22 protein-coding genes are annotated in these 18,018 nt (G+C 67.4%); 11 read left to right on the top strand and 11 right to left on the bottom strand.

All coding sequences use genetic code 11. The features are described from left to right. Positions 1-327: 327 nt before the first annotated feature. The 6 genes from OHA68_RS00865 (at position 328) to OHA68_RS00890 (ending at position 5,365) form a co-directional block, all read left to right on the top strand. On the top strand, positions 328-540 hold the full coding sequence (locus tag OHA68_RS00865) for a hypothetical protein (RefSeq protein WP_327105873.1): 213 nt from the start codon (positions 328-330) through the stop codon (positions 538-540). Next, a complete protein-coding gene (locus OHA68_RS00870) occupies positions 541-1,488 on the top strand; it encodes a hypothetical protein (RefSeq protein ID WP_327105874.1) in 948 nt (315 codons plus the stop codon). A gap of 491 nt (positions 1,489-1,979) precedes the next feature. Then, positions 1,980-2,753, top strand: coding sequence for a phage antirepressor N-terminal domain-containing protein (locus tag OHA68_RS00875; RefSeq protein WP_327105875.1), 774 nt, complete (start codon positions 1,980-1,982; stop codon positions 2,751-2,753). A gap of 489 nt (positions 2,754-3,242) precedes the next feature. Further along, the gene (locus OHA68_RS00880) at positions 3,243-4,100 is read left to right on the top strand and encodes a hypothetical protein (RefSeq protein ID WP_327105876.1); all 858 of its coding nucleotides are present in this window, start codon (positions 3,243-3,245) and stop codon (positions 4,098-4,100) included. 84 nt (positions 4,101-4,184) lie between these two features. Continuing rightward, complete coding sequence (locus tag OHA68_RS00885) at positions 4,185-4,496, top strand: transposase (protein ID WP_192785456.1); 312 nt, start codon at positions 4,185-4,187, stop codon at positions 4,494-4,496. Beyond that, complete coding sequence (locus OHA68_RS00890; RefSeq protein WP_327105877.1) at positions 4,493-5,365, top strand: IS3 family transposase; 873 nt, start codon at positions 4,493-4,495, stop codon at positions 5,363-5,365. Before OHA68_RS00885 ends, OHA68_RS00890 begins: the two co-directional genes overlap by 4 nt. A gap of 74 nt (positions 5,366-5,439) precedes the next feature. Here the strand turns inward: OHA68_RS00890 and OHA68_RS00895 are convergent, their stop codons facing one another. Beyond that, positions 5,440-6,231, bottom strand: coding sequence for a hypothetical protein (locus OHA68_RS00895; RefSeq protein ID WP_327105878.1), 792 nt, complete (start codon positions 6,229-6,231; stop codon positions 5,440-5,442). 42 nt (positions 6,232-6,273) lie between these two features. Further along, on the bottom strand, positions 6,274-6,477 hold the full coding sequence (locus OHA68_RS00900) for a hypothetical protein (protein WP_327105879.1): 204 nt from the start codon (positions 6,475-6,477) through the stop codon (positions 6,274-6,276). 74 nt (positions 6,478-6,551) lie between these two features. Here OHA68_RS00900 and OHA68_RS00905 point away from each other — a divergent pair, with 74 nt between their 5' ends. The 3 genes from OHA68_RS00905 (at position 6,552) to OHA68_RS00915 (ending at position 8,435) form a co-directional block, all read left to right on the top strand. After that, positions 6,552-6,983, top strand: coding sequence for a hypothetical protein (locus OHA68_RS00905; RefSeq protein WP_327105880.1), 432 nt, complete (start codon positions 6,552-6,554; stop codon positions 6,981-6,983). Between the two features lie 56 nt (positions 6,984-7,039). Then, positions 7,040-7,282, top strand: a complete 243-nt coding sequence (locus OHA68_RS00910; protein ID WP_327105881.1) for a hypothetical protein — start codon at positions 7,040-7,042, stop codon at positions 7,280-7,282. Positions 7,283-7,400: 118 nt separating this feature from the next. Next, positions 7,401-8,435 (top strand): hypothetical protein, encoded by a 1,035-nt coding sequence (locus OHA68_RS00915; protein ID WP_327105882.1) that lies wholly within the window; start codon positions 7,401-7,403, stop codon positions 8,433-8,435. A 240-nt stretch (positions 8,436-8,675) separates the two neighbouring features. On the opposite strand, the gene OHA68_RS00920 is transcribed toward OHA68_RS00915, so the two are convergent. Together OHA68_RS00920 and OHA68_RS00925 are read right to left on the bottom strand one after the other, a co-directional pair. Beyond that, entirely contained in the window at positions 8,676-9,065 is a 390-nt protein-coding gene (locus tag OHA68_RS00920) for an integrase core domain-containing protein (RefSeq protein ID WP_327105883.1), read from the bottom strand. Between the two features lie 695 nt (positions 9,066-9,760). Next, positions 9,761-9,937: a hypothetical protein gene (locus tag OHA68_RS00925; protein ID WP_327105884.1), complete on the bottom strand. Its 177-nt coding sequence runs from the start codon at positions 9,935-9,937 to the stop codon at positions 9,761-9,763. A gap of 643 nt (positions 9,938-10,580) precedes the next feature. Here OHA68_RS00925 and OHA68_RS00930 point away from each other — a divergent pair. Continuing rightward, positions 10,581-11,465 carry a hypothetical protein gene (locus OHA68_RS00930; protein WP_327105885.1) on the top strand — a complete coding sequence of 295 codons (885 nt, stop codon included), beginning with the start codon at positions 10,581-10,583 and terminating at the stop codon, positions 11,463-11,465. Here the strand turns inward: OHA68_RS00930 and OHA68_RS00935 are convergent. The 7 genes from OHA68_RS00935 to OHA68_RS00960 form a co-directional block, all read right to left on the bottom strand. After that, a complete protein-coding gene (locus tag OHA68_RS00935) occupies positions 11,372-12,283 on the bottom strand; it encodes an Ig domain-containing protein (protein ID WP_327105886.1) in 912 nt (303 codons plus the stop codon). The genes OHA68_RS00930 and OHA68_RS00935 overlap by 94 nt on opposite strands. 312 nt (positions 12,284-12,595) lie before the next feature. Continuing rightward, complete coding sequence (locus OHA68_RS45255; RefSeq protein ID WP_407674411.1) at positions 12,596-12,895, bottom strand: helix-turn-helix transcriptional regulator; 300 nt, start codon at positions 12,893-12,895, stop codon at positions 12,596-12,598. After that, positions 12,892-13,209 carry a hypothetical protein gene (locus OHA68_RS00940; RefSeq protein ID WP_327105887.1) on the bottom strand — a complete coding sequence of 106 codons (318 nt, stop codon included), beginning with the start codon at positions 13,207-13,209 and terminating at the stop codon, positions 12,892-12,894. The genes OHA68_RS45255 and OHA68_RS00940 overlap by 4 nt, the downstream gene beginning before the upstream one ends. Before the next feature lie 99 nt (positions 13,210-13,308). After that, complete coding sequence (locus OHA68_RS00945; protein WP_327105888.1) at positions 13,309-13,512, bottom strand: Glu/Leu/Phe/Val dehydrogenase dimerization domain-containing protein; 204 nt, start codon at positions 13,510-13,512, stop codon at positions 13,309-13,311. After that, positions 13,509-14,699, bottom strand: coding sequence for an FAD-dependent monooxygenase (locus OHA68_RS00950; RefSeq protein WP_327105889.1), 1,191 nt, complete (start codon positions 14,697-14,699; stop codon positions 13,509-13,511). Before OHA68_RS00950 ends, OHA68_RS00945 begins: the two co-directional genes overlap by 4 nt. Positions 14,700-14,704: 5 nt before the next feature. Next, positions 14,705-15,922, bottom strand: coding sequence for an FAD-dependent monooxygenase (locus OHA68_RS00955; protein WP_327105890.1), 1,218 nt, complete (start codon positions 15,920-15,922; stop codon positions 14,705-14,707). A 40-nt stretch (positions 15,923-15,962) separates the two neighbouring features. Then, complete coding sequence (locus OHA68_RS00960; protein ID WP_327105891.1) at positions 15,963-16,190, bottom strand: hypothetical protein; 228 nt, start codon at positions 16,188-16,190, stop codon at positions 15,963-15,965. 585 nt (positions 16,191-16,775) lie between these two features. On the opposite strand from OHA68_RS00960, the gene OHA68_RS00965 reads away from it, so the two are divergent. Beyond that, positions 16,776-17,414, top strand: coding sequence for a TetR/AcrR family transcriptional regulator C-terminal domain-containing protein (locus OHA68_RS00965; RefSeq protein WP_327105892.1), 639 nt, complete (start codon positions 16,776-16,778; stop codon positions 17,412-17,414). Positions 17,415-18,018: the final 604 nt, after the last annotated feature.

Genomic DNA, 18,018 nt, shown 5'->3' on the forward strand with positions numbered 1-18,018 from the left:
AATGCTGGAGTGGAATGTTTTGCTTGCCTCTCCGGCCCAATCCGGATGGCGGCGAACGCTGCCGAACGTCGGCGAACACGTCCGCATGCCGCCGACCTGCGGCGACAAGATAGCGAAGCACGCCCTGTCGCTCGCGAACGGTTCCGTACGACACGGCAGGCATATCCAGAGATCGGTGCTTTTAACCACACCAGACGTTTCATACGGTTTTCATGGGAGTAATGCGCCATCATGTTCTACATCCCGCACCGATCAGGCACTCGCAGAGCGGGAAAAGGTGCGCTTTACCAGCTCACCCGCATCCATTCCCCACGGAAAAGGCACAAAGTGGACAATTGCATTTCGATCCCCGCCCCCGGGGCGCGCACGTCGATCGTCATCATCGTGGTCGTCCTGACCGCCGCCGCCTGGCTCCTGCTCACGTCGGGGACCGACGTGGAGAGCGTGGCGGTCCTGCTCGGCGCCATCACCGCCTCGGTCGCGGGCATCGCACGCTTCGTGCGCCGCCCCGGCCCTCGGGACGGCAAGGAGGCCCAGTAGGTGGGCGCGACGAACACCATCTATCCACCCAATCTCCAGACAGGGCCGATAGACCTCACCGCTGCGCAGAGGGAGGGACACTACGTCGTGCCTCTGCACAACATTCCGCGAGTCCAGCCGCACAAGGACTTCGCGGTCCTGGCGATGGCCACGCTGGAAGAGCGTGGCTTCCCCGCCAACTGCTCGGATCCTGGGCAGTGGCGGCAGATCGTGGACGCACTCTCCAATCCCGCGGCCCAGACCTTCCCGCTCTTGGGTCCCTTCGCTGATCTGACGGCGCGGCTTCGCGTCGGCGAGGCCAGATACCGCCAACTGGCTGACCTCTGGCAGGAAGCCGCCGACGTGTACGTCAGGCGTGGCCTGTTCTATTTCAGCGGACCACTGGTCGAGCCCGTCCGCATCGGCTCACATGTGAGAGCGCTGGCGTCGGCACGGCAACCCGAGAAGCCGCCGGCTACCGGCGTACAGGTGACCGCGGTGCCGGCGCGGCAACCCCAGAAGCCACCGGCGACCCAGCGCGGCCGGCGAGTCGCGGCGGCGCAGGCCGCCGCGGCCGACGCTGGAAGCATGTCCCCCTCGTTCGCCGTCGTGGACGACGTGGAGGGCTTCGAGGATCTCAAGCCGGACCCCTTGGCCGCCACCACGGTGGCGGAGTTCCTAGAGGCTATGAGGGTCTTCCGCATCTGGGCAGGCGAGGATCCGCTGGCCGAGCTGGCCCGGCGCTCGCGGGGCGCGTTCGCGACGAGCACGCTGTGCGAGACGCTCAGCGAGGCGAACACCAAACGTCTGCCGACGCTCCGCGTGGTGAAGGCCTTCATCGGGGCCTGCGGCGGCAACGACAACGATGTTCGGGCGTGGACCACGGCCTGGCGGGCGATACGCCTGAGGGCGGCGGGAGGGGCCTCGAATACTCCGGTACGTCATTTGAGGGCGGCAGGTACGGCGTAGCGAGGACTTCACGCCGTACCGTGCCGTTATCAAGAAATCGTGAACGGTTCCCGCACCCTGCGGAAACCGTTCACGGGTGAACGTGGCGAGGCTCGGCAGGCAAGTGCAGGCCGCCGCCGTGTCAAGAACGCTGGCACGGCCAAGGTCTACGGACTCACCCTGGCGTCAGCCACGTCGCTGACAGGAACCCCGCGGTGGATCCGAATAGGCCCCTGAGCCGCACAGATCCCACGAGACGCGTGAAGCCTCCGAAGGTTTACGTGATGTGACGCAAATCACAGATCAACTCCCGCATGGTGGTTGAAACGTCAGAAATCCTCGCGTTCCGTCTCGCAGAATGAGACCTCAGCACAGGAGAGCAAGAACCCCGGCGAGCGTTTGCAGCACGCTCCCGGGGCACGGCCGATCCACTCATTCGAGGAGTCCGTCGACGTGCATGACCTTATCCCCCACCACGGCGCTGTGCCCTGCCAATGCGAAGGCGGTTCCCGGTGACCGAGATTGTTCCGCTAAACCTGTCCATGGGCGTGGTGTACACCTTGAAGGACAAGGACGGCACCGTTCAGGTGATCTTCCGTCCGGTGCCGGAGGCCCTCGGTATCGATGCCGACACCCAGGTCCGCAAGCTAAAGACCAGGTCATGGGCCTGCATGGGCCTCAGGCTGCTTCAGCTTCCAGGCGACAACCAGGTTCGGAATCACCGCATGGTCGACCGCAAGACGTTCACCATGTGGTTGGCCACGGTCAATGAGAACAACGTGCCTGAGGAGAAGCGTCCACAACTCATCGCCTACCAGAGGGAAGCGGCGGACGCGCTCGACAAGTACTGGCATGAGGGCGGCGTGATCAACCCGCGTGCCGCTGTCGAACAACTCGACGAGATCGACCGTACGATCCGCCGCGCCAAGGAGCAGGCGGAGGTGCTCGGCCATCTCAGGGGCGTCGTCGATTCGGCGTGGCTGGACGCGAAAGGCCGGCACGTCGCTGCCGTCGCTCTCGGCATGGAGCCCGACATCGACCCCGCGAACAGGCCGCTCACCGTGGGCGAGTTTCTGGAGAGCCGCGGTATCACGGGTGCATCCCTGCGCTCGATGTCGACCAAGTTCGGCAGGAAACTCAAAGCTTTGTATCGCGAGAAGTACGGCACCGAGCCGGGCACTGTCGAGCGGTATATCGACGGTGCGCTTCGGCCGGTCGCCTGCTACACCGAGGCCCACCGTGACCTGTTCAACCAGGCATGGGCGGGCATACTCGACACTCGCTGAGGACTCGGAAATCAGAAGACACGCGCTCAGCACACCGAGCTTCAGCGCAGGTCCCGGGCAGTTGTTGTGCAGACGACAGCAACCGGCAAGGACGGGAAGACCTTCGAGACAACCACCTCGCGACCATGACCGGCGCTCGGAGACCGCGTGCGCAGGGTCGGCCGCTCGGACGGCCGGTAGCTGGCAAATGGCCAGCAACTTTAGAGCGGCCGACCTGGGCGGGGGCATAGCCCCTGGTCGAAATAGGGGAAGCGTCGACCAGTTGCCGCCCCGACTCCTTAGGCATAGCCCAAGATCTCAGAGAGGAGGGCGGGTGCGTGCAGACTCCTCACCGTTCCCTCTCAGGGGCGGGGTGTTGTCGTTCGGGCAGATCTCCCGGCAGCAGTGCCGACCCTGTTGCTCACGCAGGTCTATTCCGCCAGAGAGGCAGCGCGCCGGCTGCTGGCGGGGCATCATCATTTCGGACGTCTCGTCTCTTCACGGAGAGTCATGGCCCAGCAACTCCTCAGCGAGTCCACACGCGAACGGCTCGCCTGGCTCCTTCGGAATCTCGGCAAGCTCATAGACGTTGACGAGGCGTTCGCGGCCGCAGGCCTGCCGAAGCCCGTCCCACCTGGCGGCCTTGCGCACAGATCGCCGCTTTACAAGCAGGTCATTCGCCACTTCGACGCGATCAACTGGACCGATGAGCACGAAGTGGCCAGCGTTTTCGACTTGGCCACCCGCGCGCTCCAGATTGAGCGGAACAACCATCGCCGCCATCTCGGGGGCGCCTTCACGGACAGTCACACATATCTGTCGATCAAGAAGGCGCTGGAGCACGATGGCTACACCATCGATGCGAATCTGAGGATCACGCGGTATGAGCCCGGCGACGTGGCCGATGTGCATTTCGACCTGGCCGACACCTCTGACCAGACGCACCAGGCTGCGGCGACCGACGCGCTCACCACCGCGCAACTCATCGGCGGCGCCTTCGGCCACGGCCCACTGCCCCAAGGCCACTACAACGAGGTCTACCAGTTCCAAGTCCGCCGAGCGGCTGACGCCCTGGTCAGCCACCCTGCGTGCGCGACGCTGTTAGATGCCTCGTCACACGACATCTACGCCTGGCTGACGGAGGCCGCGCTCGTCGTCGCGGCCGAGCACGACCGCGCTCCCGGCCGATGGGCCGGTCCGACGCGCGCGAGCACGACCGCGCGTTCACCACTTGACGGAGCTCTGGCGCGTCTGGCGGCCGCGGCATGGAGTCGAGCCTCGTTGACGCTTCTCACCGAGATCCAGTCCTGCACAGGGACGCCAAGTACGGACTCGGAGACAGGCGGCACGACCACGCCGGAGGGTTAATCACCGCCACAACCCTCGTCGGTTTGGGCTTGATCCGGTTTGGCGGACATCCGATATCAGGGGTTCGTCCCCGGAAGGATGTCCATGATGGAGAGCATGGGGAAGAAGAAGCCGCGTCCTCGCCGCTCGTTCACGCCGGAGTTCAAGGCCGAGATCGTCGAGCTGTGCCGGCGCGGTGACCGCTCGGTCGGTCAAGTGGCCAAGGACTTCGACCTGACCGAGACCGCGGTGCGTCAATGGATCCGCCAGGCCGAGGTCGATGCCGGCCAGCGGGATGGGCTGACCAGCAGTGAGCGGCAGGAGCTGGAGGCGTTGCGGCGGGAGAACCGGCGGCTGCGCGAGGACGTCGACGTTCTCAAGCGGGCCACGGCTTTCTTCGCGAAGGAGACCCGGTGAGCGTGGACCCGTTCATCGAGGCGGAGAAGCAGGGCGGTCACAGCGTCAAGCGGGCGTGTGAGCTGCTGGGAGTCTCCCGTGCCGCCTTCTACGCGCGCCGCAGTGGCGTGCCCGGTCCGCGCGCGATGCGCGACGCGGAGCTGGTCGAGCGCATCGCCGAGGTGCACGCACGCTCACGAGGCAGCTACGGCGCGCCGCGCGTCCATGCGCAGTTGCAGCGGGACGGGCAGCGGTGCGGACGGCGGCGGGTGGCCCGGCTGATGCGCGCGCTCGGCCTGGCCGGACGGTATCGGCACCGCCGGCAGCAGACTACTGCGGTCGATCCGAACGCCGATGCCCGGCCGGACCTGATCGGCCGTGACTTCGCCCCTGATGCGGCAGCCGTCGATACGCGCTGGTGCGGCGACATCACGTACGTGCCGACCGAGGAGGACTGGTTGTATCTGGCCACTGTCATCGACATCGCCTCCCGCCGGGTGGTGGGCTGGGCGACGGCCGATCACCTGCGCACCGACCTGGTGGCCGAGGCCCTGCAGCAGGCCTGCGCCCGACGACGACCGACCGCGTCGGTGATCTTCCATTCGGACCGCGGCTGTCAATATACGAGCGCCGCCTACGCCCAGCTGGCCGCGCGGCTCGGCGTGCGGCTGTCGGTCGGGCGCACCGGCCAGTGCTGGGACAACGCGCTGGCCGAGTCGTTCTTCGCGGCCATCAAGGGCGAACTCCTCGACCAGCAGTCCTGGCCCACCAGAGCTGTGGCCCGCAGCGCGATCTTCGAGTTCATCGAGGGCTGGTACAACCTGCACCGCCTGCACAGCAGTCTGGGCTACCGTAGCCCCGCCGACTTCGAGGCCGCCGCAGCGGCCTGACCACCACAACGATGGTGTCCGTCACAGCGGAGCAAGCTCACCCGTCGAGTCTCGCCTTCAGGAGCGTGTTCGGGTCAGCCAAGCTGCTGGTCTTCTCGCGAGGGCGCAGGCTCTTCGCGCTTCTGTGCGCTCCCGAGCACGTCGGCGATGTTCTCGCCGATCTCCTCGTACAACCAGGCGTGCTTCACCTTCGTGTAGTCGTAGCCGACTCGGAGAAGCTCGCGCTTGCGTGGGTGGAATCGAGTCCAGTCCTTGGACCGCCCCTCAGACTCATGCTTCTGCTTTAGCTTGCGCATCTCCATGATGAGGTAGTTCGGGCCATGGTTCACGAGACCGCGCGAGGTGAGCTGTTTCTCCAGGGCGTCGTGCGTCGCGGTACTCAGCGGCTGGAATCCAGCAAGGTCCTTGTAGTCCTCACCCCGGACCAGGTAGCGCAGAATGGTGGCGTACTGGTCTGGGATGGCCGAGAGCACGCCCGGCAGCTGGCGTATCTCTCCCTGCGCCCAAAGCTTGGCGGCCTTCTGCAATTGCTCGGCGACGAACCGGCGACGTGTGTCCTCTCGCTGCTCAGTGATCTGTTGCTGGAGGCGCTTGTCGGCCACAGTGCGCTCCTCGTGTAGGCGTCGGTAGGCGTCGGCGCGGTCTTGAGCACGTTCGCGGTCACCGGCCTTCTGGTCCGCCTCGCGGCGCCGCGCCTCCACCCTCCAGCCGATGAGTGCGATGACGAGCGCGGCGAGCACCGCGCCGACGGTTCCCCAGCCCTGGAGATGGTCAGTGAAGGGCGGATCCTCGGGCTTCGGCGCGGTGTGCGTGAAGGTCAAGGTTGCGATGGGCTGTGGCCTAAGGAACGCCGCCAGGTCATCCACGTTGCTCCCCCTTGTCCGCGCGCCGGTAGCCGCGCCGGTTCTTCATGATGTCGTCCACGGTGCTGCGCTTCCACCGCTTGACGTCGTGTCCGGTGTCGTCGGGGCGGCCCACCGGCCTCGGGAGATGTCGGCGTTGATGGTGCCGCGCTTGAGGCCGGTGTAGTCGGTGATGTCGGCGATCGTCAGTAGGTCGTCGGGGTCGCCCTCGGCGGGCGGCGCGGCGGTGGCGAGCCACCTGAAGCGCATGAGAACCGGCCGAAGGCGGCATCGGGACTCACATCTCGGAGAAACACCCCACCCCCCGCAGGCGATAGCTAGGCATGCGACGCCTCGTCCTGCTCGCCAGCGCTACCGCTCTCGTCCTGACAGGGTGCGGCGGAGAGCCTACAGCACGATCCCCTCTCCCTATCCCCACGCCGGAGGTACCACCTGCCGACGGCGGGAAGTACGGCACGCCGCGCGAGATCGCCACCGAGCTGGAAGCCGTAGGCGTCGGATGCCGCGATTACGTGCCCATCGCCAACCCCATCAGCGCACTGGAACGCGGCAGCTGTGAGAACGGCGACCTGGTGATCTCGATCTACGCCAATGAGGGTGCCGTCCAGGCTCAAGTGGAGTTTTACCAGTCGCTCGGTAAGGAACTCGACGGAGGGGCCGACACGGTCGCGGGCCTGAACTGGACCGTCCACACGTCGGATGACGCCGACCTCGACCGGACCTGGAAGGCCCTCGGCGGCCGGCACATTCAATAGACGGGTAGGGGGTCGTGCGCGGCGTGCGAGCACTGCGTCTGCCGAAAATGGCATCCGTGCGCCTCAAGCGGCATGTGAGTATTCGTGGAGGATTCCGCCGAACCGGTCTCGTCGTCCGGGCGAGCCATGAATCCGGTCACGAGCCCAGCCATGTGAAGCATGTGCGTCGCGGTGTGGTAGCCCAATTGCAGCTTGAAAAGCGCCTGCTGATGCTGCCTGATGAAAGCGCCGGGTCGGTGTCGGTAACGAGACCGGCCGCCGGTCCGAAGAAAGTCGTGAGAATGGTGGGGTACCAGTGATCGGGCATGATGTGGAGGAAATGTCAGCGTGGGTTTCTCGTTCAAGGTCATGCCAGGAGTACGGCTCAGGGTCAGCAGTCGCGGCCTGAGAGCTGGGATCGGGCCCAGTTTCGCGCGGATGCATGTGGGAGCCGGCCGTACCGGGCTTTCTTCCTCAGTGGGGCCGGCGAGCTTCTACACCAGCCTTAACGGCGGACGCCGGCACACGTCCACGGGACGCCGTCCCACGGCCGGCAGTTTGCAACGGCAAATGGCCCAGGCTCAGCGTGCCGCCGCGCAGGCGGAGAAGGCCGCGGAAGCCGGGCGGCTGGCGAGCGCTTTCATGCAGATCCTCGACCTGCACCGGGCCGAGTTCCCGCTCGCGCCAGCGCCCGTCGCCGCACCTGTCCCGCCGCCAGAACTGTCGGCCTTTCTGGCTCCTCGAGAGCAGCAGGCGCTGGCGGGAATCGGCACGTTCCAGCGCAAGGCCCGCGCTGAGGCCAAGCAGCGTGCCCGGCAGGCCGCCGAGGCCGACATGCAGCACTGGTGGATGCAGGCCAACGCCGAGCGTGACCGATACCAGGGGGAACTCAACCACCAATGGCAGCGCCTGTGCGGGAACGATCCAGAGATGGTCATGCCGGTCCTGGCGGAGGCATTCGAGGACAACGAGGCGCCCGCCGTGCCCGTGGCGCTGAACGGTTCGGAAGTATCTCTCGTGATCCTGGCGCCGGGGCCGGACTTCGTGCCCGAACGTTTTCCTTCCCGTACCACCGCAGGCAACATCTCGCTGAAGAAGCTCACGAAGACCGAGCGCGCGAGCTACTACACCCTGACATTGTGCGGGTACCTGCTGGTCACGCTGCGCGAGGCGTTCGCCGTGGCCCCCGGCCTCAGCGCCGCGCGGGCGGTCGTGCTGCGTACCGATCGCATCGACGCGTACGGCCGGGCCCAGGTCAGCTGCATGCTCGCCGGACATTTCGAGCGGCGCTCCTTCGACGGCGTGCGATGGGACGCCGTCAACGCGGCCACGGTGGTCAACGACACCAGTGACAACCTGATGATCAATCAGAAAGGCGCCGCCAAGGAGCCGTACCCGCTCGATCTCCGCTTCGAGCCGGAGCTGCAGGCGCTGGTGAACGCGGTCGACATCACAGAGCTGACCGCCCGTTGATTCGACTCGCAGGAACTGGCGAGCGCCCCGTGGTCTGCCATGGCTGAACGTCTCGAGGCGACCGTGCACCGCGAGCCGGTGGGTGATGAAGCCGCGGGCTCCCCCCAGACTGGTCGGAAGATGACCTGCCTACAGGGGCCTGACGGAGCGTTCGGGTGTTGGAGCACGATCCGAGCACGGCGACCGTGTACCGCTTCAAAACTCGTATACGTGGTCTGAGCTGGTGTTTCTTCGTGTCGGCTAGGCTGCTCGGTGGTACTCGTCGATGGCTCCGCTGAGCACCTTTCGGCGCCGAATCCGGCCTTCCAGCGGTACCACGATGTGCTCGTCTTGATCAGGTGGGTGTTGCCGGCGGGACTGGTGTGGGCGGTGCGCGTTGTAGTGTTCGGCGTATTCGTTCAGGACTGATCGAAGGTGGCGTTCGTCGTAGATCAGCATGCGGTCGGTGCATTCGGCTCGGACGGTGCGGATCCAGCGTTCGGCGTAGCAGTTGGCTCGAGGTGTCCGTGGCGGCGTCTTCATCACCGTGACGCCCAGGCTGGTGAAGACCTCGTCGAAGACGGCGGTGAATTTGATATCCCGGTCACGGATGAGGAACCGGAACGAGGTGGCTCTGTGCCCGAGGTCCATGAGCAGGTTGCGGGACTGCTGGCGCTCCAGGCGCCGGTGGGATGGGCGGTGGCACCCAGGATGTGAACGCGTCGTGTTTCCACCTCCATCACGAACAACACGTACAGGCGTCTCAAAAAGATCGTGTCGACGTGGAAGAAGTCGCAGGCCACCAGCCCCTTCGCTTGCAGGCGCAGAAACGTCCGCCAGGAGGTGTCGAAGCTGCGGGGAACTGGACCGGATCGGCGTGAACGCAGGATCCGTCTCACGGTCGCGTCACTGACCTGCAGGCCGAGGCGAAGCAGCTCACCGTGTACCCGCCGATACCCCCACCCCGGGTTCTCCCGTGCCAGCCGGAGGACCAGCTCTCGGACCTCCTTGGTTGTTCCAGGGCGGTGGGGGTAGGTCCAGGAGCGTTTGATCAGCCGACGATGCCAGGCCAACAGGGTGCCTGGGGCGACCAGTCGATGAGCTCGCAGCACTTTCCGTAGGAAGCGGGCCAAAGCCGCCAGGAGCGCCCGATCGGCCCAGTCCGGCTTCGTCCGGACAACCTGACGCTTCAACACCGCCACCTCATGGCGGAGCACCATGATCTCGACATCCTTGGATGCCTGACCACGTCCCAGCAGCACCAGCCAACCGAACACCCGAATCAAGGTCAGATACAGCAGACGAACCGACACAGACCGCGATCTTGCCCGCACGGCGTCTGGGGGTCACAGCCCCAGATCAAGCGCCACGCGATGAGTTATGAAGCGGTACAAGTCGGCTGCCAGTCGCGGACAGCGGGACGTGGCGTCGACCCCGAGAACCTGACCAATGTGGAGCACCACGGCCAACAGCGGGGTGACCGGCGGAACGATGTAGCGTGTCACCGCATCCGCCGTGATCATCGCGGCTCCACTCGGAGCGCGACACAAACGGCGCTTGTGCGACCTGGACAGGGACCCGAGCGGGACGGGAAACCCCACCGGCAGCGCCATAAGTAGGTCCAGCAAGTCCCAGGCGAGCACGGCACCGAGACCGATCTCTGCGCGGCGAGCCCACTCGGCATCGTCGCGTCAAGGACGGCACCCTCGGTCCTCGCATCTGGGATCACGCCAAGCTATACCTCGCGCTGAGGAAGGCTCTCCGGGCGCTGGACGACGTGACCCCAGGCGGGCTCGCCGCGCTGAAGGCGCGGCGCTGACGTCCTTTGCTTTTCGTCCCGGACGTAACAGGCAGACGCAGAAGTTGGACCAAGGTATCTGCGAAACGGAGCACGTCTCCGCGTAAGTCCCCCCGCACACCTGTCCTGTCCGGGGGAGAGCCCTGCGACGTCCGGGCTTACCTTGCGATCGATCTTGCGACGTCCGGAGTAACTCTGCATCCGACGTGCTGGGCGTTCGGGCCTACGTTGGGCTATCCGCGCAGTTCGCGGCACCGCCGCTCTGAAGACTTCATCGGGAACAAACACTCGCCGCCGCAGCGCCTGTCCTCGTGGCGATGACAGATCTGCCATCGCCACGAGGACGTCGGGGCGCGACCGAGGGGGACGTGACCGTGCGGCCTGTCTACGACCTGACCCGTCCTTACGACGCCCGTGCCTTCCTCAGCGAGGAGAGGCCGAACACGCGCTTCGTGCCGTCCGGGAACGCCGCGCGCGACGCCGGGAAGGTCACCAACGTCCACCAGCTCACCAACCCGTACCGCTCCCACGACAGTCCCCGGCCGTCCGGCGATGAGGCCCTGGCCGCGCTGACCCTGCTCGCCGAGTTGCGCGACTGGCTGGCCGGCGTCGAGCCCGACCTGATCACCGCCGCCCGAGACGCCGGCGTCACCTGGAGGCTCTGGCCCCGGTGTTGCGCGTCGGTGACCGCCGCGCCGCCCAGCGCCGCCACGCCCGCCCTCGACCGCCAGGCCGCCGGTCAGAACGTCCCTCTGGACGTCCCCGACGTCCCGCAAGACGTCCCCGCCACCGTTGCCGGGCCGGCCGGACGGGAGTGGGACGACAGCGACCTGTGCCTGTGGCGCGAGGACACCGTCGTCGAGGAGCTGACCGGCAGTACGGTGACCGGATGGGACCCGGACGAGTCCAGCCGCCCCATCAACGGCACATCGTCGTGCTACCCCGTGCACCAGGTTGACCGCCTGGCCGTCGTCCTGCCCGAGCCGCGCCAGACCCGCGGCGGGGGCGCCGCTCGGGACGGCAGATGTGTTCACAGCGTGTGTCACGGGTTGCTCCTCTCCTACCCGCACCGAGCGGGATCGGAGAGGAGGACCGACCCGGGACCGCAGACAATACGCGCCGTCGCCTTTCCGACAGAGTTTCCGTTGGGGGCAGAAGATCAGCATCTGGGGCAGATGGCCTCGCGCCGGACGCGCCAGGTGAAGGTGGTGCTTGCCTGGCCGCCGCCGACGGCCGTGACCGTGACGTTGTAGCTTCCTATCGAGGGCGTGCCGGTGATCAAGCCGGTCGTGTCGATGGTCAGCCCGGGCGGCAGACCGGTCGCCGACCAGGTGTAGGACCCGCTCCCGCCGGTGGCCTGCATCTGCAGCATCACGCTGTCCGCCGGGAGGCGCGTGACCTGGGTGCCCGGGTTGACGACCGTCATCGCCGGCGGGGGGATGGGGATATCCGGCGGCGGGCAGTCGAGCAATACCGGATCAGACCCCGTCGATCCGGTGATGAACTCCGGAGACCCCGACAGGTATTGGACCGTGGCGGTCGCCCGGCCCGAGTAATAGCCGGACTCGCACAACTCGCCCGGGGTGGGGGCGCCGAGGCCGAACAGGGGGGTCAGGGTGGTGTACTGCCAAACGTCGGTGCGGCCGCTCACGGTTACGCCGGGGCCGCCGATCAGCCCGTGGTAGAGCAGCTCCACGGTGAGGTCGATGCGGCGCACTGGACCGTCGCACTGGACCGTCGCGCTGTAGTTGACGGTCTTGGCGTCGGTCTTGCTCGGTGGGCTGCCCGGCGAGACCCACCAGCAGACGTGGCCGTCGAGAAGGTCGGCGGATACCGGGGTGGCGTCGATGCGGCGCGCTGGACCGTCGCACTGGACCGTCGCGCTGTCGTTGACGGTCTTGTTGTCGGTCTTGCTCGGTGGGCTGCCCGGCGAGACGTACCAGCAGTTGTGGCCGTCGGGAACGGCGGCGGATGCCGGGGTGGCCAGGCCCAGGGATGCGATGGAGAAGGCAGCTGCGACCAGGGCCAGGAGGATGCGGGATAAATTGCGATACCACAGATTCACACGCATCGCTGGATGTTCTCACGGGACATCAGCGTCGACAATGAGTGCGCCCGGGACCGAGAGGTGGCCCGGGGCGTGCACTCGAAGACAACCTGCTCACGCACAACTGCGGCGGGGTGGGAGATCCCCGGCGGGACCGATCTACTGGCATTTCCGTGTCGCGACGTACCGACGCTCTCGGCCCCGGGAGTGGTTTTGCTCGCGGGAACTGACCGCACTTGCTTGTGAGTTTTGACCGCGCTTGGCGGCCGTAAGCATGATCGATGTTCGCGAGAAGTGACCGCACTGTCCTTCGCCAGCAGTTCCGAGGCAGCCAGGTCAGGGTCGTGAGTTTCCCTCGAGAGTGGGGGTGCGGTCGATGAGGTCGCAGGTGTGGAGTGCGAAGTCTTGGTGGGGGCGGGGCGATGCGGGCTCGCCGGTGGCCTGGGCGTGGACGATCCTGTCGGTGTGGAAGGCGCGGGAGGCCATACGCAGTCGGCACCAGGCGAGTAGGTACCAGTGTTGTCCGCGTATGGTGGCAAACCGGACGGGTTCGACCTCGCGTTGGGTTCGGGTGCCATCCCTGTCGAGGTAGGTGAGCCGCAGCACCTGGCGGTCGACGATGGCGTCTTGGATCACCGTGGGGACCGGGTGTGGCTTGTGTTCTGGCCGGTCGAGTAGCTGGACTTTGCCGTCCGGACGGTGTCCGGCCGGACGAGAAGCCGCAGCTGGCGCAGGACCTCGCGGGGCAGCGAGGTTAAGAGCTCGGCGAGAAAGGCCCGGTCCTCGGGGGCGAATCTCACCCTGGTGTCGGCGCCGAGTTGGCGTTCAAGGACGGTGATCTGGTGACGCAGGGCAAGTATCTCCACATCCTTGTCCCGATCGCGCATGGGAAGCAACCGCAGCGCGGCGAACGTGTTCGTGACGGTCAGGCAGGCCAGGCGAAGGAGCACAGCGGATCATCCTGCCGTACGCGCTTCCGTCTCCCGGGTGACCGGAGCTCGCGTAGGCCACGCGAAGCCCTCCCAGAGTCATGACCAGGGTGGATGTAATTATCGGCAGGCGCAGAGCCCGCATTTGAGCGTCATCGCGCGGGAGAGCCGCAACGCGTCGGCCACGCCGTCGCCGACGGATCGGTACGGCTTGATCCGGCAGCCCCCGATCGCCGGGCCGCGCGCGGTGGAGTGCACCGCCACGACGATCGGGATTCCGGACGCCGATCGGGTATCCCTTCTCGGCGCGGACGTCGTTCTCACCGCGACGTGCCGGACATCGCCCGGGCTCGCGGACCGCCCGCGCCCGTCGCCGGCCGGCGGCCGCGGATCCTGCGGACCAGACCGAGGAGGACCGACCGCAGCGCCTCGGCCCGGCGGCTGGACGGGACGAACATCTGCTGCTTGAGCCGCGCGGTGCGCTGGTGCTTGGTGATGAACGGACGCAGCCTGGCCTCCCAGGCGTCCAGAGCGGTGGCGAGGTCGTCGGGGTGCTCCCGCAGGGCCGCGCTCAGTGCGGCGCCGCCGCGCAGCGAGGACGTGGCACCCATGCCCGAGTAGAGGTTCATGCACCACGCCGCGTCCCCCACCAGTACGACCCGACCCTTGCTCCACCGCGACATCCGCACCTGGTGCACCGAGTCGAACAGGTGGTCAGGGGCGTCTTCCAGGGAGTCCAGGACGTGCCGCACCACGGGATCGTCCATGCCCGAGAAGACCGAGCGCAGCCGATCGATCCGCGACCCGCTGAACTGCTCCTGGATGTCCGTCGTCCGGTAGGTCAGCAGCGCGGTGGGCGCGTGGTCGGCGAGCCCGAACACCCACACCGCCCGCTTCGCGCGCGCGATGATGATGCTGTCACTCGCCTCGTACGACGGCACCTGCTCCTTCAGCTGGAAGGCGCAGATCATCGCGTTCCACGTGGTCAGGTAGTCCTCGTCCGGACCGAACACGAGCCGGCGCACGCTCGAGCGCATCCCGTCCGCGCCGACGACCAGGTCGAAGCTCTCGCGGTACCGCGCACCGGCCTTCTCGAGCAGGACCTCCGCCTCGGCCGGACCCTCGGTGATCTCGACCGGAGTGGTCCCGAACCGCACCTCGACGCCGGTGACGCTCTGCCACAGCGCGGCCTCGATGTCCCCGCGCAGCACCGCTGCCGGCTCCCCGGGCTGATCCAGGAATCCCAGAGCCGGCCTGCGCCTGCCCCGGCGATCCACCGACCACGAATTCGCTCCGGTCGCCCGTTCCGGGTTGCGGGTGTGCAGGTGGTCGGCGATGCCCAGGTCGACCGCGGCCTGCCGACCCTCCGGGAACAGCCCGACGAAGTAGCCCCCGGTACGCCGCTCCGGCGCCCGTTCGACGATGACCGGCGTCCACCCGGCCCGGCGCAGCCCGATCGCCGCGGACATCCCCGCGATCCCGAGCCCGACCACCAACGCCCTCTTCCGCACAGCCGTCACCGCGCCGTGCCGGCCGGGGCAGCGGCCTCCGCCGCGGTGAACCCCGCTGCCAGCCGGCGGTGGACGACCCTGCGGATCAGCTCGAGAACGCACGAAACCAGCACCTGGACCGGGCGGCTGGAGGGGACGAACCGCTGTTGCTTGACCCGTGCGGAGCGCCGCTGCTTGGTGATGTAGGGACGCAGGCCGGTCTCCCAGGCGTCCAGCGCGGCGGCGAGGTCGTCGGGGTGCTCCCGCAGGGCCACGCCCAGCGCGGCGCCGCCGCGCAGCGAGGACGAGGAGCCCATGGCCGAGTAGGTGTTCATGCACCAGGCCGCGTCCCCCACCAGTACGACCCGACCCGTGCTCCACCGGGGCATCTTCACCTGGTGGATCGAGTCGAACACGTGGTCGGGGGCCTGTTCCAGGGATTCCAGGACGTGGCGGACCACGGGTTCGTCGTCCATCCCGGAGAAGGCTGCGCGCACCTGCTCGATCGACGGCCCGGCGAACCGGTCCGGGATGTCCTCGGTGCGGTAGGTCAGCCACGCGCAGGGCGCGTGGTCGGCGAGTCCGAACACCCACATCGCACGCCTGGGGCGCGAGACGATGATGCTGTCGCCCGCCTCGTAGGAGGGCACTTGCTCCTTCAGTTGGAACGCGCAGATCATCGCCTTCCAGTTCGCCAGGTAGTCCTCGTCCGGACCGAACACCATCCGGCGCACGCTCGAGCGCATCCCGTCCGCGCCGACCACGAGATCGAAGTCCTCGCGGTACTGCTTCCCGGTGCCGGCGTCCTCGAGCAGGACCCGCACCCCGCCGGCGCCGTCGGTGATCTCGACCGGAGTGGTCGCGAACCGCACCTCGACCGCGTCCTCGGTCTCGTTGCCGGTGATGCCCTGCCACAACGCGGCCTCGATGTCGCCGCGCAGCACCGCTGCCAGCCCGCTGGGCGCGTCCAGCAACCCCAGGGCCGGCTTCCGCCTGCCCCGGCGATCCACCGACCACGAGTTCCCGCCCGGTCGCCATTCCGGGTTGCGGGTGTGCAGGTAATCGGCGATCCCCAGGTCGGCCGCGGCCTGTACACCCTCCGGGAACATGAAGATGAAGTAGCCCCCGGTACGCCGCTCGGGCGCGCGTTCGACGATCACCGGCGTCCAACCGGCCCGGCGCAGCCCGATGGCCGCGGACATTCCCGCGATCCCGAGCCCGACCACTAGTGCCCTCTTCTGCATGGCTTTCCTTTCTCCGATCACGTTCTGATGGCTGGACGGCTCAATCCGGCACGACGACGGCGCGGCTGCGGCCGGTGTGTGCCCACGCCTCACCGACCCGGCTCAGCGGGAACGCGGTGTAGGGCAGTTGCAGGGACCCGTCGGCGAAGCGGGCCATGACCTCGGGCGCCTCGGCGAGCATCTCCTCGGCGGACCGCGATCCGACGCCGCTCCCGGTGATCCGGATCCGCCTGCTGCGCAGCAGGTCCGCGGGCAGCGACGCCTTCAAGCCCGCCTTCCAGCGCCTCCGGATCACGCCCGGCGGCGATGACCCGCTCGGCTCCGAGCGCCAACGCCCCCTGCACGGCGAGGCTGCCCGACATCCCCGTGGCGCCCAGTACCAGCACGGTGCTCAACGCCCCCATTTCCTTGCGTCGCGAGGTGAGGACCATCCAGCTTGACAGCGCAGGGTTCATGCCCGCGGCGATCGCGAGTGGATCCGCCCCCGCCGGAACCTCCGCCTGGAAGGGAGCGACCAGCCGCTCGGCCATCGTCCCCAAGGGTGGACGCGCGTATCCGGTGTAGACCAGGCACCCGTCGCCGGTGCGAGCGACCGCGTCGATGCCCGGCACCAGCGGATACGTCAGCTGCCCGTGGCTGTAGTGCCCCCCGGTGGCCAGCCCGCGAACGATGTTGTGCAGGCCGGCACCGACGAGGTGCAGCGGCTCGTGACCGGGTGGGACCGTCGGCTCGGGGAAGTCACCGCAGACGGGTGACGTATCGGGGGCGGTGACGACTGCAGCACGCATCAGATTCTCCTTAACTAAGTTCAGCGCTGTGGTCAGCGTGCCTGAACAATGTTAAGTTGTCAACCATGGCCAAGGGCATCACTCGGGAGCGAATCATCACGGCGGCGCTTGAGCTGCTCGACGACCAAGGCATGGACGCCCTCACCGTTCGCGCGCTCGCCTCCCGGTTGGACGTCCGCGCCCCCGCCCTCTACTGGCATGTGCGCAACAAGCAGGAGCTGCTCGACGAGATGGCCACCGAGGTCATGCGCCGCGTGAGCAGCGCCTTCGCCGCGGTCTCGCCCGGCGACGGCTGGCGCGACGACCTCACCGCCTACGCCCGAGTCCTGCGCTCGGAGTACCTGCGCCACCGCGACGGGGCCCGCATCTTCAGCGGCACCCGGATCACCGACCCGGACGTGGTCCGCATGAAGGAGCCGTTGTTCGAACGCTGGACCGGGGCCGGCTGGAAGCCCGTCGACGCCGACGACGCCGTCGACGTGGTTACCGCGTTCGTCGTCGGCTTCGTCATCGAGGAGCAGGAGCGACGCCAGTCCACCGAGACCGATCCGACGCGCTACTCGACCACCGAGCGCGACGCCTGGCTCGGCGAAGGCGCGTCACTGGTGAAGGAGGCTGGGCACCTCCACGACGACGGCGACCAGCGGTTCGAACGGCATCTCGGCATCGTCCTCGACGGGCTCGCCGCCCGACCGGACGCGTGAGTCATCCGCGCCTGCGAGCCGGCACGAGCCGCCGCCGGGCCTGACGTGAAGATCCCGGGGATCCGTCGAGGAGTAGCCAACCCGCTGAATTCGGGCAGCTGCCTTCGCCGACGACGTGTTTCTTCCCGTCCGAGCTTCATCGACCCGGCTGAGCGGAGTCGGGTGCGATGATGGGGTTCTGGACACGTTCGTAGATCACCGAGCTGCGGAAGCTGATCACCTCGCGTCGTTTGCGAGGCGGTCGACAAGGAACGCGTGCAGGTGATCGAGGTCTTGTACCGCGACGTGGACGAGGAAATCGTCTTCGCCCCGCGACGAGGAGGATGGTGACTGTCTCGGACATCTTGCTGTGTGCGTGCGAACAGGAGACGCTCTACGCCGAGGTACTCCCCGCGCTCGCCGCCCAGCTCGAAACGGTGCTGAGCGAACATCGGTGAGACCGGTGATCTGCGTTCGCGCAGGTCCATTTTGCTCGGCGGCTTCAGCGCGTGCGGCTGCGTCTTCCGGTCGATCGGTTTCCAGGATCGCGGCGCGGCTGTACCAAGCTCGGGCGACTTCAGCGCGATACGCGTCCGGGTGGGTTCGCTCGAACTCTTGATAGCGC

This window comes from Nonomuraea glycinis, from assembly GCF_035920485.1.
GTDB classification, from domain to species: Bacteria; Actinomycetota; Actinomycetes; order Streptosporangiales; family Streptosporangiaceae; genus Nonomuraea; species Nonomuraea glycinis.